We start from the raw sequence: 16,218 nt of genomic DNA on the forward strand, positions 1-16,218 counted from the left end.
CGAAACCACGCGACCGCACAGTCATCGTGTGCTTGAAGGAGCGGACGGCGCGAGCCGTCCACCCTACAAACACGCGGGCATCAATCGACGTTCCGCCCCAGCGCCTTCAGCGAGGCCCGCACCCCACGCCCGTAGGCCGGATCCGCCTTGTCGAACTGGCGCAGCTGGCGCAGCAGGATGTCCTCATCCACCCCGCTCAGCGGCCCGGCCAGGTTGTCGCACAGGTTCTGCTTCTCCTGCGGCGTCATCAGGCGGAACAGGTTGCCGGCCTGGGTATAGTCGTCTTCCATCCCGCGGAAGTCGTAGCGGCCCGCGTCGCCGGTGATCGGCAGCTCCGGCTCGCCGTGGCCCATGCCCAGGGCGCCGCTCCCGACGCTGTCGATGGTGGCGTAATTGGGGGCGGCTCCGCCGTTGGCGATCGCCATCGCGCCGTCGCGTTGCTGGTTGTGGAAGGGGCAGCGCGGGGCGTTCACCGGCAGGTGCTGGTGGTTGGTGCCGACCCGGTACAGCTGGGCGTCGTGGTAGGCGAACAGGCGGCCCTGCAGCATCTTGTCCGGCGAGTAGCCCATGCCCGGCACCACGTTGGCCGGCGAAAAGGCCGCCTGCTCGACTTCGGCATGGTAATTGTCCGGGTTGCGGTTCAGCTCCAGCACGCCGACCGGCAGCATCGGGAAGTCGCCATGCGGCCACACCTTGGTCAGGTCGAAGGGGTTCCAGCCGGTGCGCTGTTCCCAGTCGGCCAGCTGGCGGCTGGTCGCCACCTGCACCTTGACGTCCCACTGCGGATAGTCGCCCTTGGCAATCGCCTCGAACAGGTCGCGTCCGGCGTGGTCGGGATCGAGCCCCGCAAGGCGTACCGCTTCGGCGTTGCTGAGATTCCTGATGCCCTGGCGGGTCTTGAAGTGCCACTTCACGTAGACCCGCTCGCCCGCCTCGTTGATCAGGCTGTAGGTGTGGCTGCCGAAGCCGTCCATGTGGCGGTAGCCGTCCGGGGTGCCGCGGCTTGAGAACAGGATGGTCACCTGGTGCAGGCTTTCCGGCGCCTTGCTCCAGAAGTCGAACATCGTGTTGGCCGATTTGAGGTTGGTCCGCGGGTCGCGCTTCTGGGTGTGGATGAAGTCCGGGAACTTGATCGGGTCCTTGAGGAAGAATACCGGCGTGTTGTTGCCGACCAGGTCCCAGTTGCCTTCTTCGGTATAGAAGCGCAGCGCGAAGCCGCGCGGGTCGCGTTCGGTGTCGGCGCTGCCCTTTTCGCCGCCGACGGTCGAGAAGCGCAGGAACACCGGGGTGGTCTTGCCGATTTCCGAGAACAGCCCGGCCTTGGTGAAGGGGCGCAGGTCGTGGGTGACGGTGAAGGTTCCGTAGGCGCCCGAGCCCTTGGCGTGGACCACGCGCTCCGGAATGCGCTCGCGGTTGAAGTGCTGCAGCTTCTCGATCAGGTGGAAGTCCTGCAGCAGCAGCGGGCCGCGCGGGCCGGCGCTGAGCGAGTTCTGGTTGTCGGCGACCGGGATGCCGGAAGCGGTGGTCAGGCGGGGGTGGCGCATTCGGGAATCTCCTCGATGTGTGATCAATAGGGAGATTCTATGGCTGAGCCGGAAATTAATAAATTTGATTGATTGTATCGCAGTGATAGCTTTTCACAATCCGGTCTTCGGCGGCCGCGCCTCCTCGTCATCGCGTTTGTCGGAGCGGACCGCCGGCAGCCGGTCGACCGCGATCAGTCCCTCGGCCGCCGCATGGGAGGCCGCGAACACGCTGTCGTGCGAGAGCACCAGCTGGGTGCCGGTGGCGCTGACTTCCTCGATCAGGCGATCCAGCGCATCGATGCGCGAGGGGTCCGGATTGACGTTGCGGATGTAGATCATCTTCACCGCACCCGGGTGGCGACGCACCACTTCGGCATAGATCTCCGGGTCCTGTTCGCCGCTGTCGCCGATCAGCACGAACTGCATGCCGGGATAGAAGTTCAGGATGCGTTCGATCTGTTCCAGCTTGTGGTTGCCGTGCTCGGTGAGCTTGAGCACCTGGCGCACGCTCAGTTCGCGCAGCAGCAGGGGGCCGAGCGGGATGTCCTGCAGCTTGAGGAAGTCGACCAGCGGGCCGTACAGGTGCCAGGGACTGCTCGAGACGTAGAACAGCGGATTGTCCTCGTTGCCCCCGACGCCGTCGCGCAGCGCGCGATAGAAACCGGCGACGCCCTTGAAGGGCTTGCGCGTGTGGTGGTTGGTGCGGGCCAGCATCAAGGCCATGTTCAGCTTGTTGGTGACGTTGGTCCACAGGACGGTGTCGTCGATGTCGCTGATGATGCCGAAGCGCGCGCCGGCGGACGGCACCCGGATCTCGGCGCTGGCGCGCAGCGGCGCGCCGTCAGGCTGCAGGTTATCGGGAAATTCGAGTTCGACCCGGTGCCAGCCGCCCGCCAGCGGCGCGCCGGTCGCGAAGTCGAAGGAAAAATACCCGCCGTTGTCGGTGCGGGTCTCGTGGATGGCCCCGGCGAAATGGGCCTGCACGCGCGCATCGGCGACTTCGTCGGATTCCAGCCGCTGGTACAGGGCCACCAGGTTCTGCCAGCCGGTATCAAGGTCGCTCTGTTCCCGGAAGTCGGCTTCGTCCAGCAGGCGGCCCTTGAGCCAGATGCGGCCGGCATTGCCGAAGCCGAGGTAGGGCACCGCCATCAGGCGGCGCCCGCGTTCGGGCGCGCGCAGCCGGCGCAGCGCAGCGCCGGCGAAGGCGCCGGCGCTGCGCGCCAGGCGTCGCCCGAGCGGCATGGCAGGCGTGAGCGGGGCGTCGGCCGGCTGCAGGCTGTCGGTGGCGTTGGCCGCCGTGGCGGCAAGCGGCGCACCGCGTTCGACCCAGACGCTGCCGCGCGCGTTGCGGGTCAGGAGCAGGGCCTGCTGTACCTCCCGGGGCCTGGCTGGATCGACCGGCGTCGCCATGACGTGCACCGCGGTGCCCGTTTCGCGCAGGCGTGCGATGTCGGCTTCCGACAGCAGGCCGGGATTCAGGAACAGGCTGGCCCTGCCGAGATCGACGCGGGCGGCGATATCGTCGAAGCCGGCGCGGGTCAGCACGAGGAAGGGCATGGCATGGTCGGTCATGGTCGGTGCCGGGATGAATAGTCGAGATACTGCAAGTATCGCTCACGCGCGCGGAATCGGACGCGCGGAATGGGCGAGCGCGGGCAGCCGCCGGACGGCGCTCAGCCCGATTCGTTCTTGAAGATGCCGCGGATGTTCATGGCCATGAGCGCGGCCTGCAGCGTGATCAGGGCCCAGGCTTCGTCGTGGATGCCCCACACGATCCACAGCACGTTACTCAGGATGAACATGCAGAAGCCGAACACGCGCCGCTCGGGCCGCTTGGAGCCGATCAAATAGGCCGCGTACAGGGTGACCAGCATGGCCGGCCACTGGAGCAAGTCGATGAATTCATCCATCCGTCAGGCCGCCTTCCTGCGGCGCACGGGGGCCGTCGAGGGGGCGCCGGTGGTCTTGGCGGCGGCTTTGGCCTTGGTCTTCGAGCTGGTACGTTTCGGCGCGGCGCCGCTGGCGGCGACCCGGTCGGTGCCGTGCGCGGCCGTCTTGCGTGCGCGCGGCGGCGCTTGCTCGTCTTCGTCCTCGTCCTTGGCGGCCGGGCGGCGCTTCTTCGGTGGCGGTTCGTCGTCGTCGTCCTCGTCGTCGGCCGCCGCCTTCGCCGGCTTCTTGCCCAGGCTGGCCTGCAGCAGCGAGACCAGGTCGATCACCTTGCCGGTCTCGCGCTTCGGCTCGCCCGGCTCGGGCATGGTGATGGTCTTGGTCTGGTGCGCCTTGACCTTCTTCTCGATCAGAGCCATGACGTCCTCGCGGTAGGTGTCGTGGTACTGCTCGGGATCCCAGTCCTCGGCCATGCCCTGCACCAGGGCCATCGCCATCTTGAGTTCCTTGTCGGTGATGGCGGCCTTCCTGTCGTCGGCCGCGGGAATCTTGAGGTCGGCCGCGTCGCGGATCTCGTCGGCGTAGCGCAGCGTGTTCATGACGATCGCGTCGCCCACGCACACCAGCGCCGCCAGGTGCTGCTTGACCCGGATCACGACGCGCGCGATGCCGATCTTGCCGGCCTTGCGCAAGGTCTCGCGCAGCAGCGCGTAGACCTTGTCGCCGCCCTTGCCGGGCGCCAGGTAGTAGGGCTGCTCGAAGTACAGCAGCGAGACGTCCTCGGCATCGACGAAGGCCAGGATGTCGATGGTCTGGGTGGCCTCCGGATTGGCGCGCCGCAGGTCTTCGTCCGACAGCACGACGTATTCGCCGCTGGTGTACTCGTAGCCCTTGACGATGTCGTCCCAGGAGACTTCCTTGCCGTTGCCCTTGTTGTAGCGCTTGAAACCGACCGGCGAGAAGTCGCGCCGGTCGAGCATGGTCAGGTCGAGCCCCTTGTTGTCGACCGCCGGATACATATCGACGGGGATGTGCACCAGCCCGAAACTGATCGCACCCTTCCACATGCTGCGCGGCATATCGCTTCCCTCCTGTTGTCGGTTTACTCGCCTACCTTGCCGGTGACCGGCAGGATGACGCCCGTGATGTAGCCCGAGCACACCGGCGAGGCCAGGAACACGTAGGCCGGCGACAGTTCCTCCGGCTGGGCCGGGCGCTTGAAGGTGGTGCTGGCGCCGAATTCCTGGATGTCCTCGGGCGACTGGTCGGCCGGGTTGAGCGGGGTCCAGACCGGTCCCGGGGCCACGCAGTTGACGCGAATGCCCTGGTCGATCACGCTGGCCGCAAGCGACATGGTGAAGGCGTGGATCGCGCCCTTGGTGGCGGAATAGTCGAGCAGCTTCTTGGATCCTTTCAGGCCGGTCACCGAGCCGGTGTTGATGATCGACGAGCCCTCCTTGAGGTGGGGCAGGGCCGCGCGCGCCATGTGGAAGTAGCCGTAGATATTGGTGCGGAAGGTTTCGTCCAGGCGTTCTTCGGTAATGTCCAGCAGCGAGCCGGCGTGTTCCTGGAAGGCCGCGTTGTTCACCAGGACGTCCAGGCGGCCGAATTCGGCGACCACCTTCTCGACCGCCTCCTTGCAGAATGCGGCGTCCTTGACGTCGCCGGCGATGGTGACGCAGCGGCGGCCCTCGGCCTCGACGCAGCGCTTGGTTTCTTCGGCATCCTGGTGTTCGTTCAGGTACATCACGGCCACGTCGGCGCCTTCGCGCGCGAACAGCACCGCCACCGCGCGCCCGATGCCCGAATCGGCGCCGGTGACGATGGCCGCCATGCCGGCCAGCTTGCCGCTGCCCTTGTACTGTTCGGCCATGAACTTCGGCTTGAGTTCCATCTGGGCCTCGATGCCCGGCTTGGCCAGATGCTGTTCGGGCATCGGCGGCGCCGGCTGGCGGATACCGGTTTGCACCGCGTCCTCGTTCCCGGCCTTCTGCATGCTGCCGTCCTTCTGGTCCTGGCGGCTCTGGATCGCCTTCTGCTTGTTCGCCACGTCATCCTGGTGTGCCATTGCCTGCTCCCGTAAATGTTCAGATGCGGTGTTCAATTGCGTTCGAATCGACCAGGAAGAGTATTCATGCGGGCCGCGTGCCCGACGGTGCGCTCCCACACACTCGAAGACAATTCTTCGCTATCCGCTGTAATGGCTTTATGGCAAACTTGCCAGCGCTTTTACACAATGCTTGTCAGGAGAACGGGATGTCTCAGCAGGAAGGCGCACGCCGGGCCGGCAGCGCCCTGTACGTCAATCCGGCCGCGCCGCGCCGCGCCGGCTTCGAGCGCGCCTGCGCCGACCTGTTCGGCAGCCTGCGCACGGCCGACGGCGCCGAACAGGCGGCCGCGCTGCTGGTCCGGCAGCCGGCCGAGCTGCTGGTGCTCGACCTCGATCGTTTCGAGATCGCGATCGACCTGGCGGCGCTCGGCCGGCTGGTGGCGCAGCGCGCGGACGCGCCGGTGCTGGTCCTGTGCCCCTTCACGAATGCACGCTGGCTGCCGGCGCTGATGGCCCACGGCGCGATCGACTACATCGTCGGGCCACTGGCGCCGGAAGAACTGCGCGCCGCAGTCGCCGCGCGCCTGGAACGCGGCTTCGCGCCGCCGCTGGCGGCCGGCCCGCGCGAAGCCGAACTGGCCGCGCTGCTGGCGGTGCGCAGCGCCGCGCAGCGGGCGCTGGCCCAGACCGACGACGGCGTCGGCTTCGCCGAAGGCCTGTGCGCGGCCCTGCTGGGCTGGCCCGGCGTGGTGCATGCCGCCATGTTCCTGCTGCACCCGTCCGGGGACATCGGCGCCGACGCGGGCGGCGACCTGCGCCTGGAAGCCCAGCATGGCAGGGGAGCCGGGCCGGCAGCGCCCGACCTGGCCGCGATCCTGGGGCGCGGCGAGCGCCTGCTGCAATCGCCGCTGCGCCACGCCTTCCCGGGCCTGCTGGCCGCGGCCACGGGCGAGCCGGCCCTGCTCGACGCACCCGACAAGTCCGGCGAGCCGGAGCTGGCGCAGGCGCTGCGCGCGCACGGCGTGCAGATGGTGCTGGGCCTGCCGATACCCGCCGCCGGGCCGGACGGGCGGCGCCCGACCGCCGGCGCGCTGTGCCTGATGTTCGATCGCACCGATCCGTTCTCGCATGCCCAGCTGGCGGCCCTCGACGACCTGGCGCAGCTGGCCGCCTTCGGCCTGCGCATGGCCGGGCTGGTGCGCGAGAGCGAGGCGCTGCTGGCCCGGGTCACCCAGCTGGCCACCCTCGATGCGCTGACCGGCGTGGCCAACCGCCGCCATGGCGAATACCTGATGGAACAGGAGATCCGGCGCGCGCGCCGCTACCGCCTGCCGCTGGCGCTGATCGCCTTCGACATCGACCGCTTCCGCAACATCAACGACGCCTATGGCCATCCGGTCGGCGACGTGGCGCTGCGCACCGTGGCCGATACCGCGCGCGCCCTGCTGCGTTCGAGCGACGTGCTGGTGCGCTCGGGCGGCGAGGACTTCCAGGTGATCGCGCCGCACACCAGCGCCATCGACGGCCTGAAGCTGGCCGAGAAGCTGCGCGTCGCCATCGAGGCGGCCGAGATCCCCGGCTGCGACCACCTCACCGTCAGCCTCGGCGTGGCCCAGTTGGGCGAACGGGAAAGCGGCGATTCGCTGGCGGTGCGGGTAAATGCCGCCCTGGCGCGCGCCAAGCGGGCAGGGCGCAACTGCGTCGAGCTGGCGATGGGATGAGGTCCGGCGCGGCCGTGTCCCGGCCCGCCGCTGTGATAGGCTAGCGGCTTTTCTTTCAGGCAAGACGTATGCTTCAGTGGCTGCAGCACTACCGGCGTTCGATGCTACCGGGCGACATCAGCGCCGGCATCGTCGTGGCGATGATGATGATCCCGCAGGGCATGGCCTACGCCCTGGTGGCCGGCCTGCCGCCGGTGGCCGGGATCTACGCCAGCATCGTGCCGCCCCTGTTGTACGCGCTGTTCGGCACCAGCAGCACCCAGTCGGTCGGTCCGATGGCGATCATTTCGCTGATGACGGCGTCGAGCCTGGCGCCGCTGGCCGCGCCCGGCAGCGCCCTGTACGGGGTGCTGGCGGCGCAACTGGCGCTGCTGTCGGGCATGGTGCTGCTGGCCTGCGGCCTGCTGCGCATCGGCTTCCTCGCCAACTTCTTTTCGCGGCCCGTGATGAGCGGCTTCACCATCGGCTCGGCGCTCCTGATCGCCTGGGGCCAGGTGCGCCCGTTGCTGGGCGTGATGCCGCCGGCCTGGCACTGGCCGAGCGCGGCGTTGGGACTGGGCGCGCTGGCCATGCTGGTATGGGCGCGTCACTTCATGGGGCGCACCCTGGCGCGTGCCGGGCTGTCGCCGGTGGCGGCCGACATCGGCGCCAAGCTCGCGCCGATGCTGGTGGTGCTCGGCGCCACCGCGCTGGTGCCGGCCTTGCACCTGGACGCGCTCGGCGTGGCCACCACCGGGGCCGTGCCGGCCGGCCTGCCGGGCCTGAACCTCGCGACCTCGGGCGCGCACTGGCAGGCCTTGCTGCAGCCGGCGCTCCTGATCGGCTTCATGATTTTCCTGATCAGCATGTCGGGTGCGCAGGCGCTCGCCCTCAAGCGCGGCGAAAAGCTGGGCAGCAACCGCGAGCTGGTCGGCCTGGGCGCGGCCAACCTGGGCAGCGCGCTGAGCGGCGGCTTCCCGGTCACGGGCAGCATCTCGCGCTCCGCGGTCAACTTCGCGGCCGGCGCCAACAGCCAGCTGGCGAGCGTCATCACGGCCGGCCTGCTGGCGGTGGCGCTGGTGGCGCCGACCGGCTGGCTGGCGCTGCTGCCGCTGCCGGTGCTGGCAGCCACCATCATCGTGGCGGTGCTCGGCATGCTCGACCTGTCGACCTTGTACACGGCCTGGCGCTACGACCGCGCCGACGCCGCCGCGCTGCTGGCCACCGCTTGCGGCGTGCTGGCGCTGGGCGTGGAGGCCGGCGTGGTGGTGGGCGTGGCGCTGTCGATGGGCGCCCTGATCTGGCGCGCCAGCCGCCCGCACATCGCGGTGCTGGGGCGGATTCCCGGCACCGAGCATTTCCGCAACGTCGAGCGTTATTCGGCCGAGACCGCGCCGGGCCTCTTGATGCTGCGCGTGGACGCCGGCCTGTTCTTCGGGAACGTCGAGGCGGTCAACGAACGCATCGAGGACGAGCTGGCGGCGTATCCGGCAACGCGCCACCTGGTGCTGGTGCTGTCGGCGGTAAACGCCATCGACACCTCGGCCCTGTTCGGCCTGGGCGAGCTGAATGCCTCGCTGCGCCAGCGTGGAGTGCTGCTGCACCTGGCCGAGGTCAAGGGGCCGGTGATGGACCGGCTCAAGCACAGCACCCTGCTGCAGGCGCTCAACGGCCGCCTGTTCCTGAGCGCGGCGATGGCCTGGGACGAGCTGGCGGCCCGGCCGGCGGGCGGCGCATGATGTCGTCCGGTTTAGTTGCTGTTCATTAAGCATGTGTTAATGCAGCCGTGCCACACTGGCAAGCCAAGCACAAACATCCGAGACCCCATGCGCTACCACCTGCTGACACTGGCCCTGTTCGCCACCGCCGCCATCCTGTGGTTTCTCGGCATGCGCGATAACCTGGGATGGCTGGTGATCGCGGCCGGCGTCCCGGAAATCCTCGCGTGGACGCGCCTGTTCAAACGACGCGGCAGTGTCTAGGCGGGCATACCCGGATTCCACCCGCCGGCCGCGGTGGCCGATCGCGCTACGGAGGCGTTCTTTGCCGGCGTGGCATGCCGAGGCGGAGCCTGCGGCTCCGGGGGCTCAGGCGCGGCGGCGCTGCGGCTCGGCCGGGTCGCGCGGCGGCGCCAGCTTGATCGGCGCGGCCTGGTCCGGATACAGGGCCTGGCGGCCTTCGTAGACGGCGGCGATGGCGGCCATGTCCTGCTCGGTGTCGCCGCTGAGGGTGAGGGTGTCGACCACGCTCAGCACCTTGGCGCCGTAGTCCATGTAGACCAGCAGCAGGGGCACGTCGGCGGTGGTGGCGAGGTGGTAGAAGCCGCTCTTCCAGTGTGGACGGTAGCTGCGCGTGCCTTCCGGGGTGATGCCGATCCAGCACCACGGCGCGGCCAGCATGTCCTGGGCCAGCTTGCGGGTGGCGCCCATCGAGGCGCGGCGGTCGACGGCGATGCCGCCCCAGTAGCGCATGATGCTGCCCAGCACCCCGCGGAACAGCGAGTCCTTGGCCAGCCAGCGGAACTTCAGGCCGATCGCCCACTTGCCCAGCAGGCCGATCGGAAAGTCCCAGTTCGAGGTATGCGGATAGACCACGGCGATCCCGTGCGGCCCCGGCAAGGGCTTGAAGTGCACTTGCCAGCCGGCCAGGTTCAGCAGGCGAAGCGCAGTGCGCTGGCCCCAGGTGGGAAGGGCTGCGGGACGCAGCAGGTGCTCGCTCATCGATTCTCCGTCGCTGTACAAAGTGCTATTTCCCGGCAGTTGTTATGTATCTACGGAAAATAAGCGAGGAATTCTATAGCGAGCCGAAGCGGCGAACAAGCAAAAAAACTGGTGCCCTTCATGCGGTGTGGTTATGATGCCGCTACTTTTTTGGCAATATTGAAAGGCAGGCATTCCATGGATATCACCATCTACCATAACCCGCGCTGCGGGACCTCGCGCAACACCCTGGCCGCGATTCGCGAGGCCGGCCACGAACCGCAGGTCGTGGACTACCTGTCCACGCCGCCTTCGCGCGAGGCCTTGCGCGAGATGATCGCCGCGGCCGGCCTGAGCGTGCGCGAGGCGGTGCGCAGCAAGGAAGCCCTGTATGGCGAACTCGGGCTGGACCAGCCGGGCGTGGACGACGCGGCGCTGCTCGACGCGATGGCTGCGCATCCGGTCCTGATCAACCGTCCTTTCGTGGTGACGCCCAAGGGCGTGCGCCTGTGCCGGCCGTTCGAGCTGGTGCACCAGATTCTCTGAGGCGCCGGCAGGCCTCCGGCGATCACGCCGAGCAAGGGCGCCGGCGCCGGCCGCCAAGCCCGGCAGGTTTTGCGTGCCGGGGTCTCAAAACCGGGCGTTGTCGACAGCGTCCTCCAGCGGCGGCCTGAGCACCATGACCGGGACCGCCGAATACCTGAGGACGTGCTGGGTGACGCTACCGGCGAGCCTGTCGCTCAGGCCGCGCTGGCCATGCGAACCCATGACGATCAGGTCGCACTGGTGCGCCCTGGCCGCGTCGACGATCGCCTCCGCCGGAGTGAGCGAATAGGCGGTATCGGTGGTGCAGGGCACGCCTTGTGAGCGGGCGCGCCCGGCCACGTCCGCCACGAGCAGGTCGGCCTGCTCCAGCAGGGCCTCCGCCTGGCGTCCCGCTGCGCTGACGAGTCCGCGCTCGACGCCGCCCAGCAGCGCCTCGGGGCAGGCGACCGACAGCGCCACGATCTCGCTGCCGCAGGCCCTTGCAAGGTACAGCGCGGCGTCGGTCGCCGCCAGGGAGATCGGCGACCCATCGGTCGGGACAAGGATACGTTTATACATTTGTTTCCTCCATCAAGAGGACAGGCGGGCAACGGCGCCGGGCCCGCATGACTGCGAGCCCCTTGCATTCCATCAGTCTAAAATGTTGTGCACGCAAAGGGAAGCGCAATGCTGACAGATTGGGTAGAATAAAACGAAACCCGGTCGCGCCTCGACTGGTTCGTCCGGCGTGCAATGCTTGTCATCTGGGAGAACCGGAATGGACACAACAAGCAAGTTCATCGCCTGGTTCGAGGACCTGGGAATCGCCGATGTGCCCTTGGTCGGCGGCAAGAACGCTTCCCTCGGCGAGATGGTCCGCGAGCTGGGCGGCCAGGGCGTACGGGTGCCGAACGGCTTTGCCGTCACCGCCGCCGCCTACCGCGCCACACTGGATCGGGCAGGCGCCTGGGACGCGCTGCACGCCGCCCTCGATGGGCTCGATCCTGCCGACATGGCCGACCTCACCCGGCGCGCACAGGCTGCGCGCGAGATCGTCCATGGCGCGCCCCTGCCTTCCGAGCTCGAAGAGGGCATCCTGCAGGCCTGGCGCGCGCTGCAGCAGCAATATGGCAAGGAACTCTCCGTGGCCGTGCGCAGCTCCGCCACCGCGGAAGACCTGCCCACGGCCAGCTTCGCCGGACAGCACGAAACCTACCTCAACGTCAGCGGCGAAGCGGCGCTGCTGGACAGCGTGCGGCGCTGCTTCGCCAGCCTGTTCATGGAACGCGCAATCGTCTACCGGATCGAGAACGGCTTCGACCACTTCAAGGTCATGCTGTCGGTCGGCGTGATGAAGATGGTCCGTTCCGACCTGGCCAGCTCCGGCGTGATCTTCACGCTCGACACCGAGACCGGCTTTCGCGACGTCGTGCTGGTCACGGGCGCCTACGGGCTGGGCGAGAACGTGGTCCAGGGAACGGTCGACACCGACGAGTTCTACGTGTTCAAGCCGGCCCTGCGCGCCGGCTCGCGGGCCGTGCTGCGGCGCAGCCTCGGCAGCAAGGAAGCGCGCATGGTGTATGCGCAGGCGGGCAGCGCGGGCACCACGCGCAACCTGCCGACCACCCCGGACGAGCGCGCACGCTTCTGCCTCGACGACGCCGCCGTGCTCGAACTGGCCGAGGCTGCGCTGCGCATCGAGGCGCACTACAGCGCGCGCGCGGGGCATGCCGTGCCGATGGACATCGAGTGGGCGCAGGACGGCATCGACGGCCAGCTCTACATCGTGCAGGCGCGGCCCGAGACGGTGGCCGCGCGCCGTTCCGCCACCCTGCTGGAAGAATTCCATCTCGACGCCAAGGGCCCCGTGCTGGCATCCGGACGGGCGGTCGGCAGCAGGGTCGCCGCCGGGACGGCCCGGGTGATCGCGGATGTCGGCCAGCTGGACCAGTTCCGGCCGGGCGAGATCCTGGTGGCGGACACCACCATGCCGGACTGGGGCACCGTCATGAAGACCGCCGCCGGCGTGGTGACGAACCGCGGCGGGCGCACCTGCCACGCCGCGATCGTGGCGCGCGAGATCGGCGTGCCGGCGCTGGTGGGCTGCGGCAATGCCACGACAACGATCCGCACCGGCGACCTGGTCACCCTGTCCTGTGCCGAAGGCAGCGTCGGCCACGTGTATGCCGGTAGTCTGCCCTTTCACCGGACCAGCACCGACCTGGCGTCGCTGCCGATGCCGCGCACGCGCATGATGCTCAACATCGGCAACCCCGACATCGCCTTCCGCACCCGCTTCCTGCCGAACGACGGAGTCGGCCTGGCGCGCATGGAATTCATCATCGCCGAGCACATCCGCATCCACCCGATGGCCCTGGTGCATCCGGAACAGGTGCGCGACGCGGGCGAACGCGCGGAGATTGCGCGCCTCACCCGCGGCCATGCCTCGCCCGCCGACTATTTCGTGCGCGAACTGTCCGAGGGCGTCGGCACGATCGCAGCGGCCTTCTACCCGAAGCCGGTCATCGTCCGCATGTCCGACTTCAAGACCAACGAGTACGCCAGCCTGCTTGGCGGCGCCGCCTTCGAGCCGCTTGAAGCCAACCCCATGATCGGTTTTCGTGGGGCGTCCCGCTATGCGCATCCGGCCTATGCCGAAGGCTTCGCGCTGGAATGCCGTGCGATGCGGCGGGTGCGCGAGGACATGGGCCTGTCGAATCTGCTCCTGATGATTCCGTTCTGCCGGCGCGTAAAGGAAGCCGAGGACGTGCTGAGCGCGATGGCCGCGCATGGCCTGGAGCGCGGCGCGCGCGGCCTGGAGGTGTACGTCATGTGCGAGATTCCGAACAACGTGATCCAGGTCGATGCCTTCGCCCGGCTGTTCGACGGTTTTTCGATCGGTTCGAACGACCTTACCCAACTGGTGCTGGGCGTGGACCGCGATTCCGACATCGTGGCCTTCGATTTCGACGAGCGCGACCCGGGGGTGCTCGAGATGCTGCGCCAGGCGGTCGCCGGCGCGCGCCGCAATGGGCGCCACGTGGGGATCTGCGGGCAGGCGCCGTCGGACTACCCGGAGGTGGCGCGCTTCCTGGTGGAGCAGGGGATCGATTCGATCAGCCTGAATCCGGACTCGCTGCTGGCGACCGTGCGCAACCTGGTGGAGGTCGAACGCGCGCTCGGGATCGCGCCACGCATGCCGGCCGATTGAGCGGGGAGATCACATGGTCAAGCTGATCCTGTTGCCGACCGACGGCTCGGCGCTTTCCAGGGAAGCCGTGCGCGCCGGCGTCGGCTTCGCCAGGGAAATCGGCGCGCCGGGTCAGGCCGGCGGCTGGACCGGATGGCCGACGCCGGTCGGCAGTGCGCGCTGCAGGTAGGTCAGGCAGCAGGCCCCGTGGCTGCCATCGTGGCCGACGGCGATCTGCTGCGCCGTGCATTCGTAGTCGTCGTTGTGCTGGCAGGACGACAGCTTGCAGGCCCCGACGCCGGCATGGCGCCCGCTGTCCCGGGCATGCGGCGAGGCCTGCAGGAAAGTGTCACAGCCGGGGTGCACACCGTCCCCGACCGTGATCGCGCGTGCGTGGCAGTTGCGATCCACATTGTAGGCACACTCGCCGACGGAGCATTCTCCGACGACCGGCATGTCGATGGCAATCCTGTTCATGATGCACCTCCGCGGCGTGAAAGACATATGGGCAACCGGAGTTAGACGCCTTGTCGCGGCGGAAGTGCGCCCGAATTCAGGGCCGCATACGTCGAGGCCAGGCGCCGTCCCGACTTGCTTCGCTAGCGACAAGCGCATTTCAAGCGGCGCACATTGATCCGCGTCATACGCCCCGCCATGACGGCTCCTAGCATGAGGAAGGACAAGCGGGCCGCGGCCGACCGCGGCGCTTTTCCATACAGACAAGGAGGACAGCATGGCACACAAGCTGAGTCACTTCGATCCGCTCCGCGAGCTCATGCGGCTCTCGGGCATGCGCAACATCCAGGATCTGATGCGGGATTTTTCTCCCGCGCTGCGCAGCTTCGACGCCGAGCATCACATGCGGATCGATGTGAACGAGACCGACCAAGCCTACCTGGTGAAGGCGGACATGCCCGGTATCAAGAAAGAAGACATCAAGATCGCGGTCGAGGGCAGCCACGTGTCGATCAGTGCCGCCACCCAGGCGCAGGACGAAAAAACCGTCGGCGACACGGTCTACCGTGAACGCTACAGCGGCTCTCAATACCGCAGCTTCACCCTGCCGCAGGAAGTCGACGATGCCAAGACCGAGGCCAAGTACGAGGACGGGGTGCTGCACCTGACCCTGCCGAAGAAGCCCGGCAAGGCAAGGAGGCAGATTCCGATCCAGTGAAGGGGCAGGGCGCGGGCGCGCCGCGCGCTCGTCGATGGCATGGGGTGGTACGCGTGCGCGGTACCGGCCGGGCGCTGCCTGGCCCTTCATTGGTGCTTCGTTGGCGCTTAATTGGCGCTCAGTTGGCGCTCAGTTGACGCTCAGTTGGCGCTTAGTTGGCGCTTAGTTGGCGCCCTCCCGGCGTTTTTTACTTGGCGGCAGCCGGCGAGGGCACGCCCGCCGGTTCCGTTTCGGTATAGGGCACGGCGCCGATATCGACCTGGCGCCGCGGGCGCAGGGCCACCGCATCGCTGACGGCGTCGGCCGCCAGGCCCTTGCCAATCGCGGGCGAGCCGGGCTGCAGCCGGAAGTCGGGTGCGGGTAGCGTGCGGTTGTAGTCGGCGAACAGCGGCGCCGCCGTGATGGTGCCGGTATGCCGGCGTCCGGCCGACAGCTTCCAGTCGCCGCCGGCGTTCTGGAACACCAGGTTGTTGCGGTAGCTGATGTTGTCGCCGATGGCGCCCTGTTCCAGGATGCCGTGCCCGTTGTCGTAGACGATGTTGTTGGCCGCGTGCGTGTGGTCGTTCGGACCCTTGCTGTGATAGAAGTCGCCGCCTCCGATCACGATGCCGGTGCCCGAGCCTACCACGGTGTTGCCGCGGATGCTGACGTGGTTGGCGTCGTGCCACAGGTGGATGCCGGCCCCGGACGCGCGGTAGATGACGTTGTCGCGTACGCTCGCCGTGGTGCTGATGTAGATCCCGTGCATGTAGCGGCAGTCGGGCGGGCCGATGTCGTGCACCTGGTTGCCGACCACCTCGGCGTCGATGCCCTTGTAGTAGCTGTCGATGCCGATGCCGGCGCCGCCCTTGGCCTCGCAGGGCACGTCGTTGCCGATGTGGTGGATGTGGTTGTAGTGCACGCCGTTGTGCGAGCCGCCGTTGTAGATGCCGCTCAGCCACTTCATGCCGCTCTGGTACTGGCTGCCGTCGATCTCGAAGCCGATGATGTCGAGGTAGTTGGCGCGGTTGTCCCAGGCCGCCGGCTGGCGCGAATCGAGCGGCGGCACCAGCCGCGCGCCGCCGCGCTCGGTGGATTCGAACACGATGCGCGCCTCCGCCGTGCCGTGGGTATTGGTGCGCACGCCGCCGAAATAGGTGCCTGGCGCGACATGCACCGTGGTGCCCGGCGTGACCGCCTGCGCGGCGCGCGTGAGCGTGCGGAAGGGTTCGTCGCGGGTACCGGGGTTGCTGTCGGAACCGGAGGGCGATACGTACAGGTGGGTGCGCACCAGTTCGGGAATGACGAGGTCTTCCTGCCCGGTCTCGCGCAGGCGGCAGCCGGACAGCACCAGGGCCACGCACAGCGCGCCGAGCAGCGCGGCGGGCAGGGAGCGAAACAGCGGGCGGCCGGCGGACCGGACGGTGGACAGGTAGTGGCGCATCTTTCCCTCGCGGCAGCGGACATGGACGGGGCCAGTTTGACCCA

General features: G+C 68.2%; 14 protein-coding genes and 2 pseudogenes. 7 read left to right on the forward strand and 9 right to left on the reverse strand.

Features of this window, described 5'->3' with window-relative positions; genetic code table 11:
* Positions 1 to 80: 80 nt before the first annotated feature.
* The 5 genes from AB3347_RS02815 to AB3347_RS02835 form a co-directional block, all read right to left on the reverse strand.
* On the reverse strand, positions 81 to 1,544 hold the full coding sequence (locus AB3347_RS02815; protein WP_369090239.1) for a catalase: 1,464 nt from the start codon (positions 1,542 to 1,544) through the stop codon (positions 81 to 83).
* A gap of 93 nt (positions 1,545 to 1,637) precedes the next feature.
* The gene (locus AB3347_RS02820) at positions 1,638 to 3,098 is read right to left on the reverse strand and encodes an App1 family protein (RefSeq protein ID WP_369090240.1); all 1,461 of its coding nucleotides are present in this window, start codon (positions 3,096 to 3,098) and stop codon (positions 1,638 to 1,640) included.
* Positions 3,099 to 3,199: 101 nt separating this feature from the next.
* Positions 3,200 to 3,436, reverse strand: coding sequence for a hypothetical protein (locus AB3347_RS02825; RefSeq protein ID WP_369090241.1), 237 nt, complete (start codon positions 3,434 to 3,436; stop codon positions 3,200 to 3,202).
* Between the two features lie 3 nt (positions 3,437 to 3,439).
* Positions 3,440 to 4,492, reverse strand: coding sequence for a Ku protein (locus AB3347_RS02830; protein WP_369090242.1), 1,053 nt, complete (start codon positions 4,490 to 4,492; stop codon positions 3,440 to 3,442).
* Between the two features lie 23 nt (positions 4,493 to 4,515).
* Positions 4,516 to 5,481, reverse strand: coding sequence for an SDR family oxidoreductase (locus AB3347_RS02835; protein ID WP_369090243.1), 966 nt, complete (start codon positions 5,479 to 5,481; stop codon positions 4,516 to 4,518).
* 188 nt (positions 5,482 to 5,669) lie between these two features.
* On the opposite strand from AB3347_RS02835, the gene AB3347_RS02840 reads away from it, so the two are divergent.
* From AB3347_RS02840 to AB3347_RS02850, 3 genes are all read left to right on the forward strand, one after another.
* Positions 5,670 to 7,184, forward strand: coding sequence for a diguanylate cyclase (locus AB3347_RS02840; protein WP_369090244.1), 1,515 nt, complete (start codon positions 5,670 to 5,672; stop codon positions 7,182 to 7,184).
* Between the two features lie 68 nt (positions 7,185 to 7,252).
* On the forward strand, positions 7,253 to 8,902 hold the full coding sequence (locus AB3347_RS02845; RefSeq protein WP_369090245.1) for a SulP family inorganic anion transporter: 1,650 nt from the start codon (positions 7,253 to 7,255) through the stop codon (positions 8,900 to 8,902).
* An 87-nt stretch (positions 8,903 to 8,989) separates the two neighbouring features.
* Positions 8,990 to 9,145, forward strand: coding sequence for a hypothetical protein (locus AB3347_RS02850; RefSeq protein WP_369090246.1), 156 nt, complete (start codon positions 8,990 to 8,992; stop codon positions 9,143 to 9,145).
* A gap of 105 nt (positions 9,146 to 9,250) precedes the next feature.
* Here AB3347_RS02850 and AB3347_RS02855 read toward each other — a convergent pair whose 3' ends face one another.
* Positions 9,251 to 9,883: a 1-acyl-sn-glycerol-3-phosphate acyltransferase gene (locus tag AB3347_RS02855; RefSeq protein WP_369090247.1), complete on the reverse strand. Its 633-nt coding sequence runs from the start codon at positions 9,881 to 9,883 to the stop codon at positions 9,251 to 9,253.
* A 177-nt stretch (positions 9,884 to 10,060) separates the two neighbouring features.
* Here AB3347_RS02855 and arsC point away from each other — a divergent pair.
* Positions 10,061 to 10,405, forward strand: a pseudogene (gene arsC, locus AB3347_RS02860) (arsenate reductase (glutaredoxin)); the annotation flags it as partial.
* Between the two features lie 87 nt (positions 10,406 to 10,492).
* Here the strand turns inward: arsC and AB3347_RS02865 are convergent.
* Complete coding sequence (locus AB3347_RS02865) at positions 10,493 to 10,966, reverse strand: universal stress protein (protein WP_369090248.1); 474 nt, start codon at positions 10,964 to 10,966, stop codon at positions 10,493 to 10,495.
* Between the two features lie 199 nt (positions 10,967 to 11,165).
* Here AB3347_RS02865 and ppsA point away from each other — a divergent pair, with 199 nt between their 5' ends.
* Together ppsA and AB3347_RS02875 are read left to right on the forward strand one after the other, a co-directional pair.
* Positions 11,166 to 13,598 carry a phosphoenolpyruvate synthase gene (gene ppsA / locus AB3347_RS02870; RefSeq protein ID WP_369090249.1) on the forward strand — a complete coding sequence of 811 codons (2,433 nt, stop codon included), beginning with the start codon at positions 11,166 to 11,168 and terminating at the stop codon, positions 13,596 to 13,598.
* A gap of 13 nt (positions 13,599 to 13,611) precedes the next feature.
* Positions 13,612 to 13,704 (forward strand): annotated as a pseudogene (locus AB3347_RS02875) (universal stress protein); the annotation flags it as partial.
* A 5-nt stretch (positions 13,705 to 13,709) separates the two neighbouring features.
* Here AB3347_RS02875 and AB3347_RS02880 read toward each other — a convergent pair.
* Entirely contained in the window at positions 13,710 to 14,054 is a 345-nt protein-coding gene (locus AB3347_RS02880; protein WP_369090250.1) for a DUF1540 domain-containing protein, read from the reverse strand.
* A 256-nt stretch (positions 14,055 to 14,310) separates the two neighbouring features.
* On the opposite strand from AB3347_RS02880, the gene AB3347_RS02885 reads away from it, so the two are divergent.
* Positions 14,311 to 14,751, forward strand: a complete 441-nt coding sequence (locus AB3347_RS02885) for an Hsp20/alpha crystallin family protein (protein ID WP_369090251.1) — start codon at positions 14,311 to 14,313, stop codon at positions 14,749 to 14,751.
* A 187-nt stretch (positions 14,752 to 14,938) separates the two neighbouring features.
* Here the strand turns inward: AB3347_RS02885 and AB3347_RS02890 are convergent, their stop codons facing one another.
* Positions 14,939 to 16,174, reverse strand: coding sequence for a DUF1565 domain-containing protein (locus tag AB3347_RS02890; RefSeq protein ID WP_369090252.1), 1,236 nt, complete (start codon positions 16,172 to 16,174; stop codon positions 14,939 to 14,941).
* Between the last annotated feature and the right edge of the window lie 44 nt (positions 16,175 to 16,218).

The sequence above is a fragment of the Massilia sp. X63 genome (assembly GCF_041023745.1).
Taxonomy (GTDB): Bacteria; Pseudomonadota; Gammaproteobacteria; order Burkholderiales; family Burkholderiaceae_D; genus Telluria.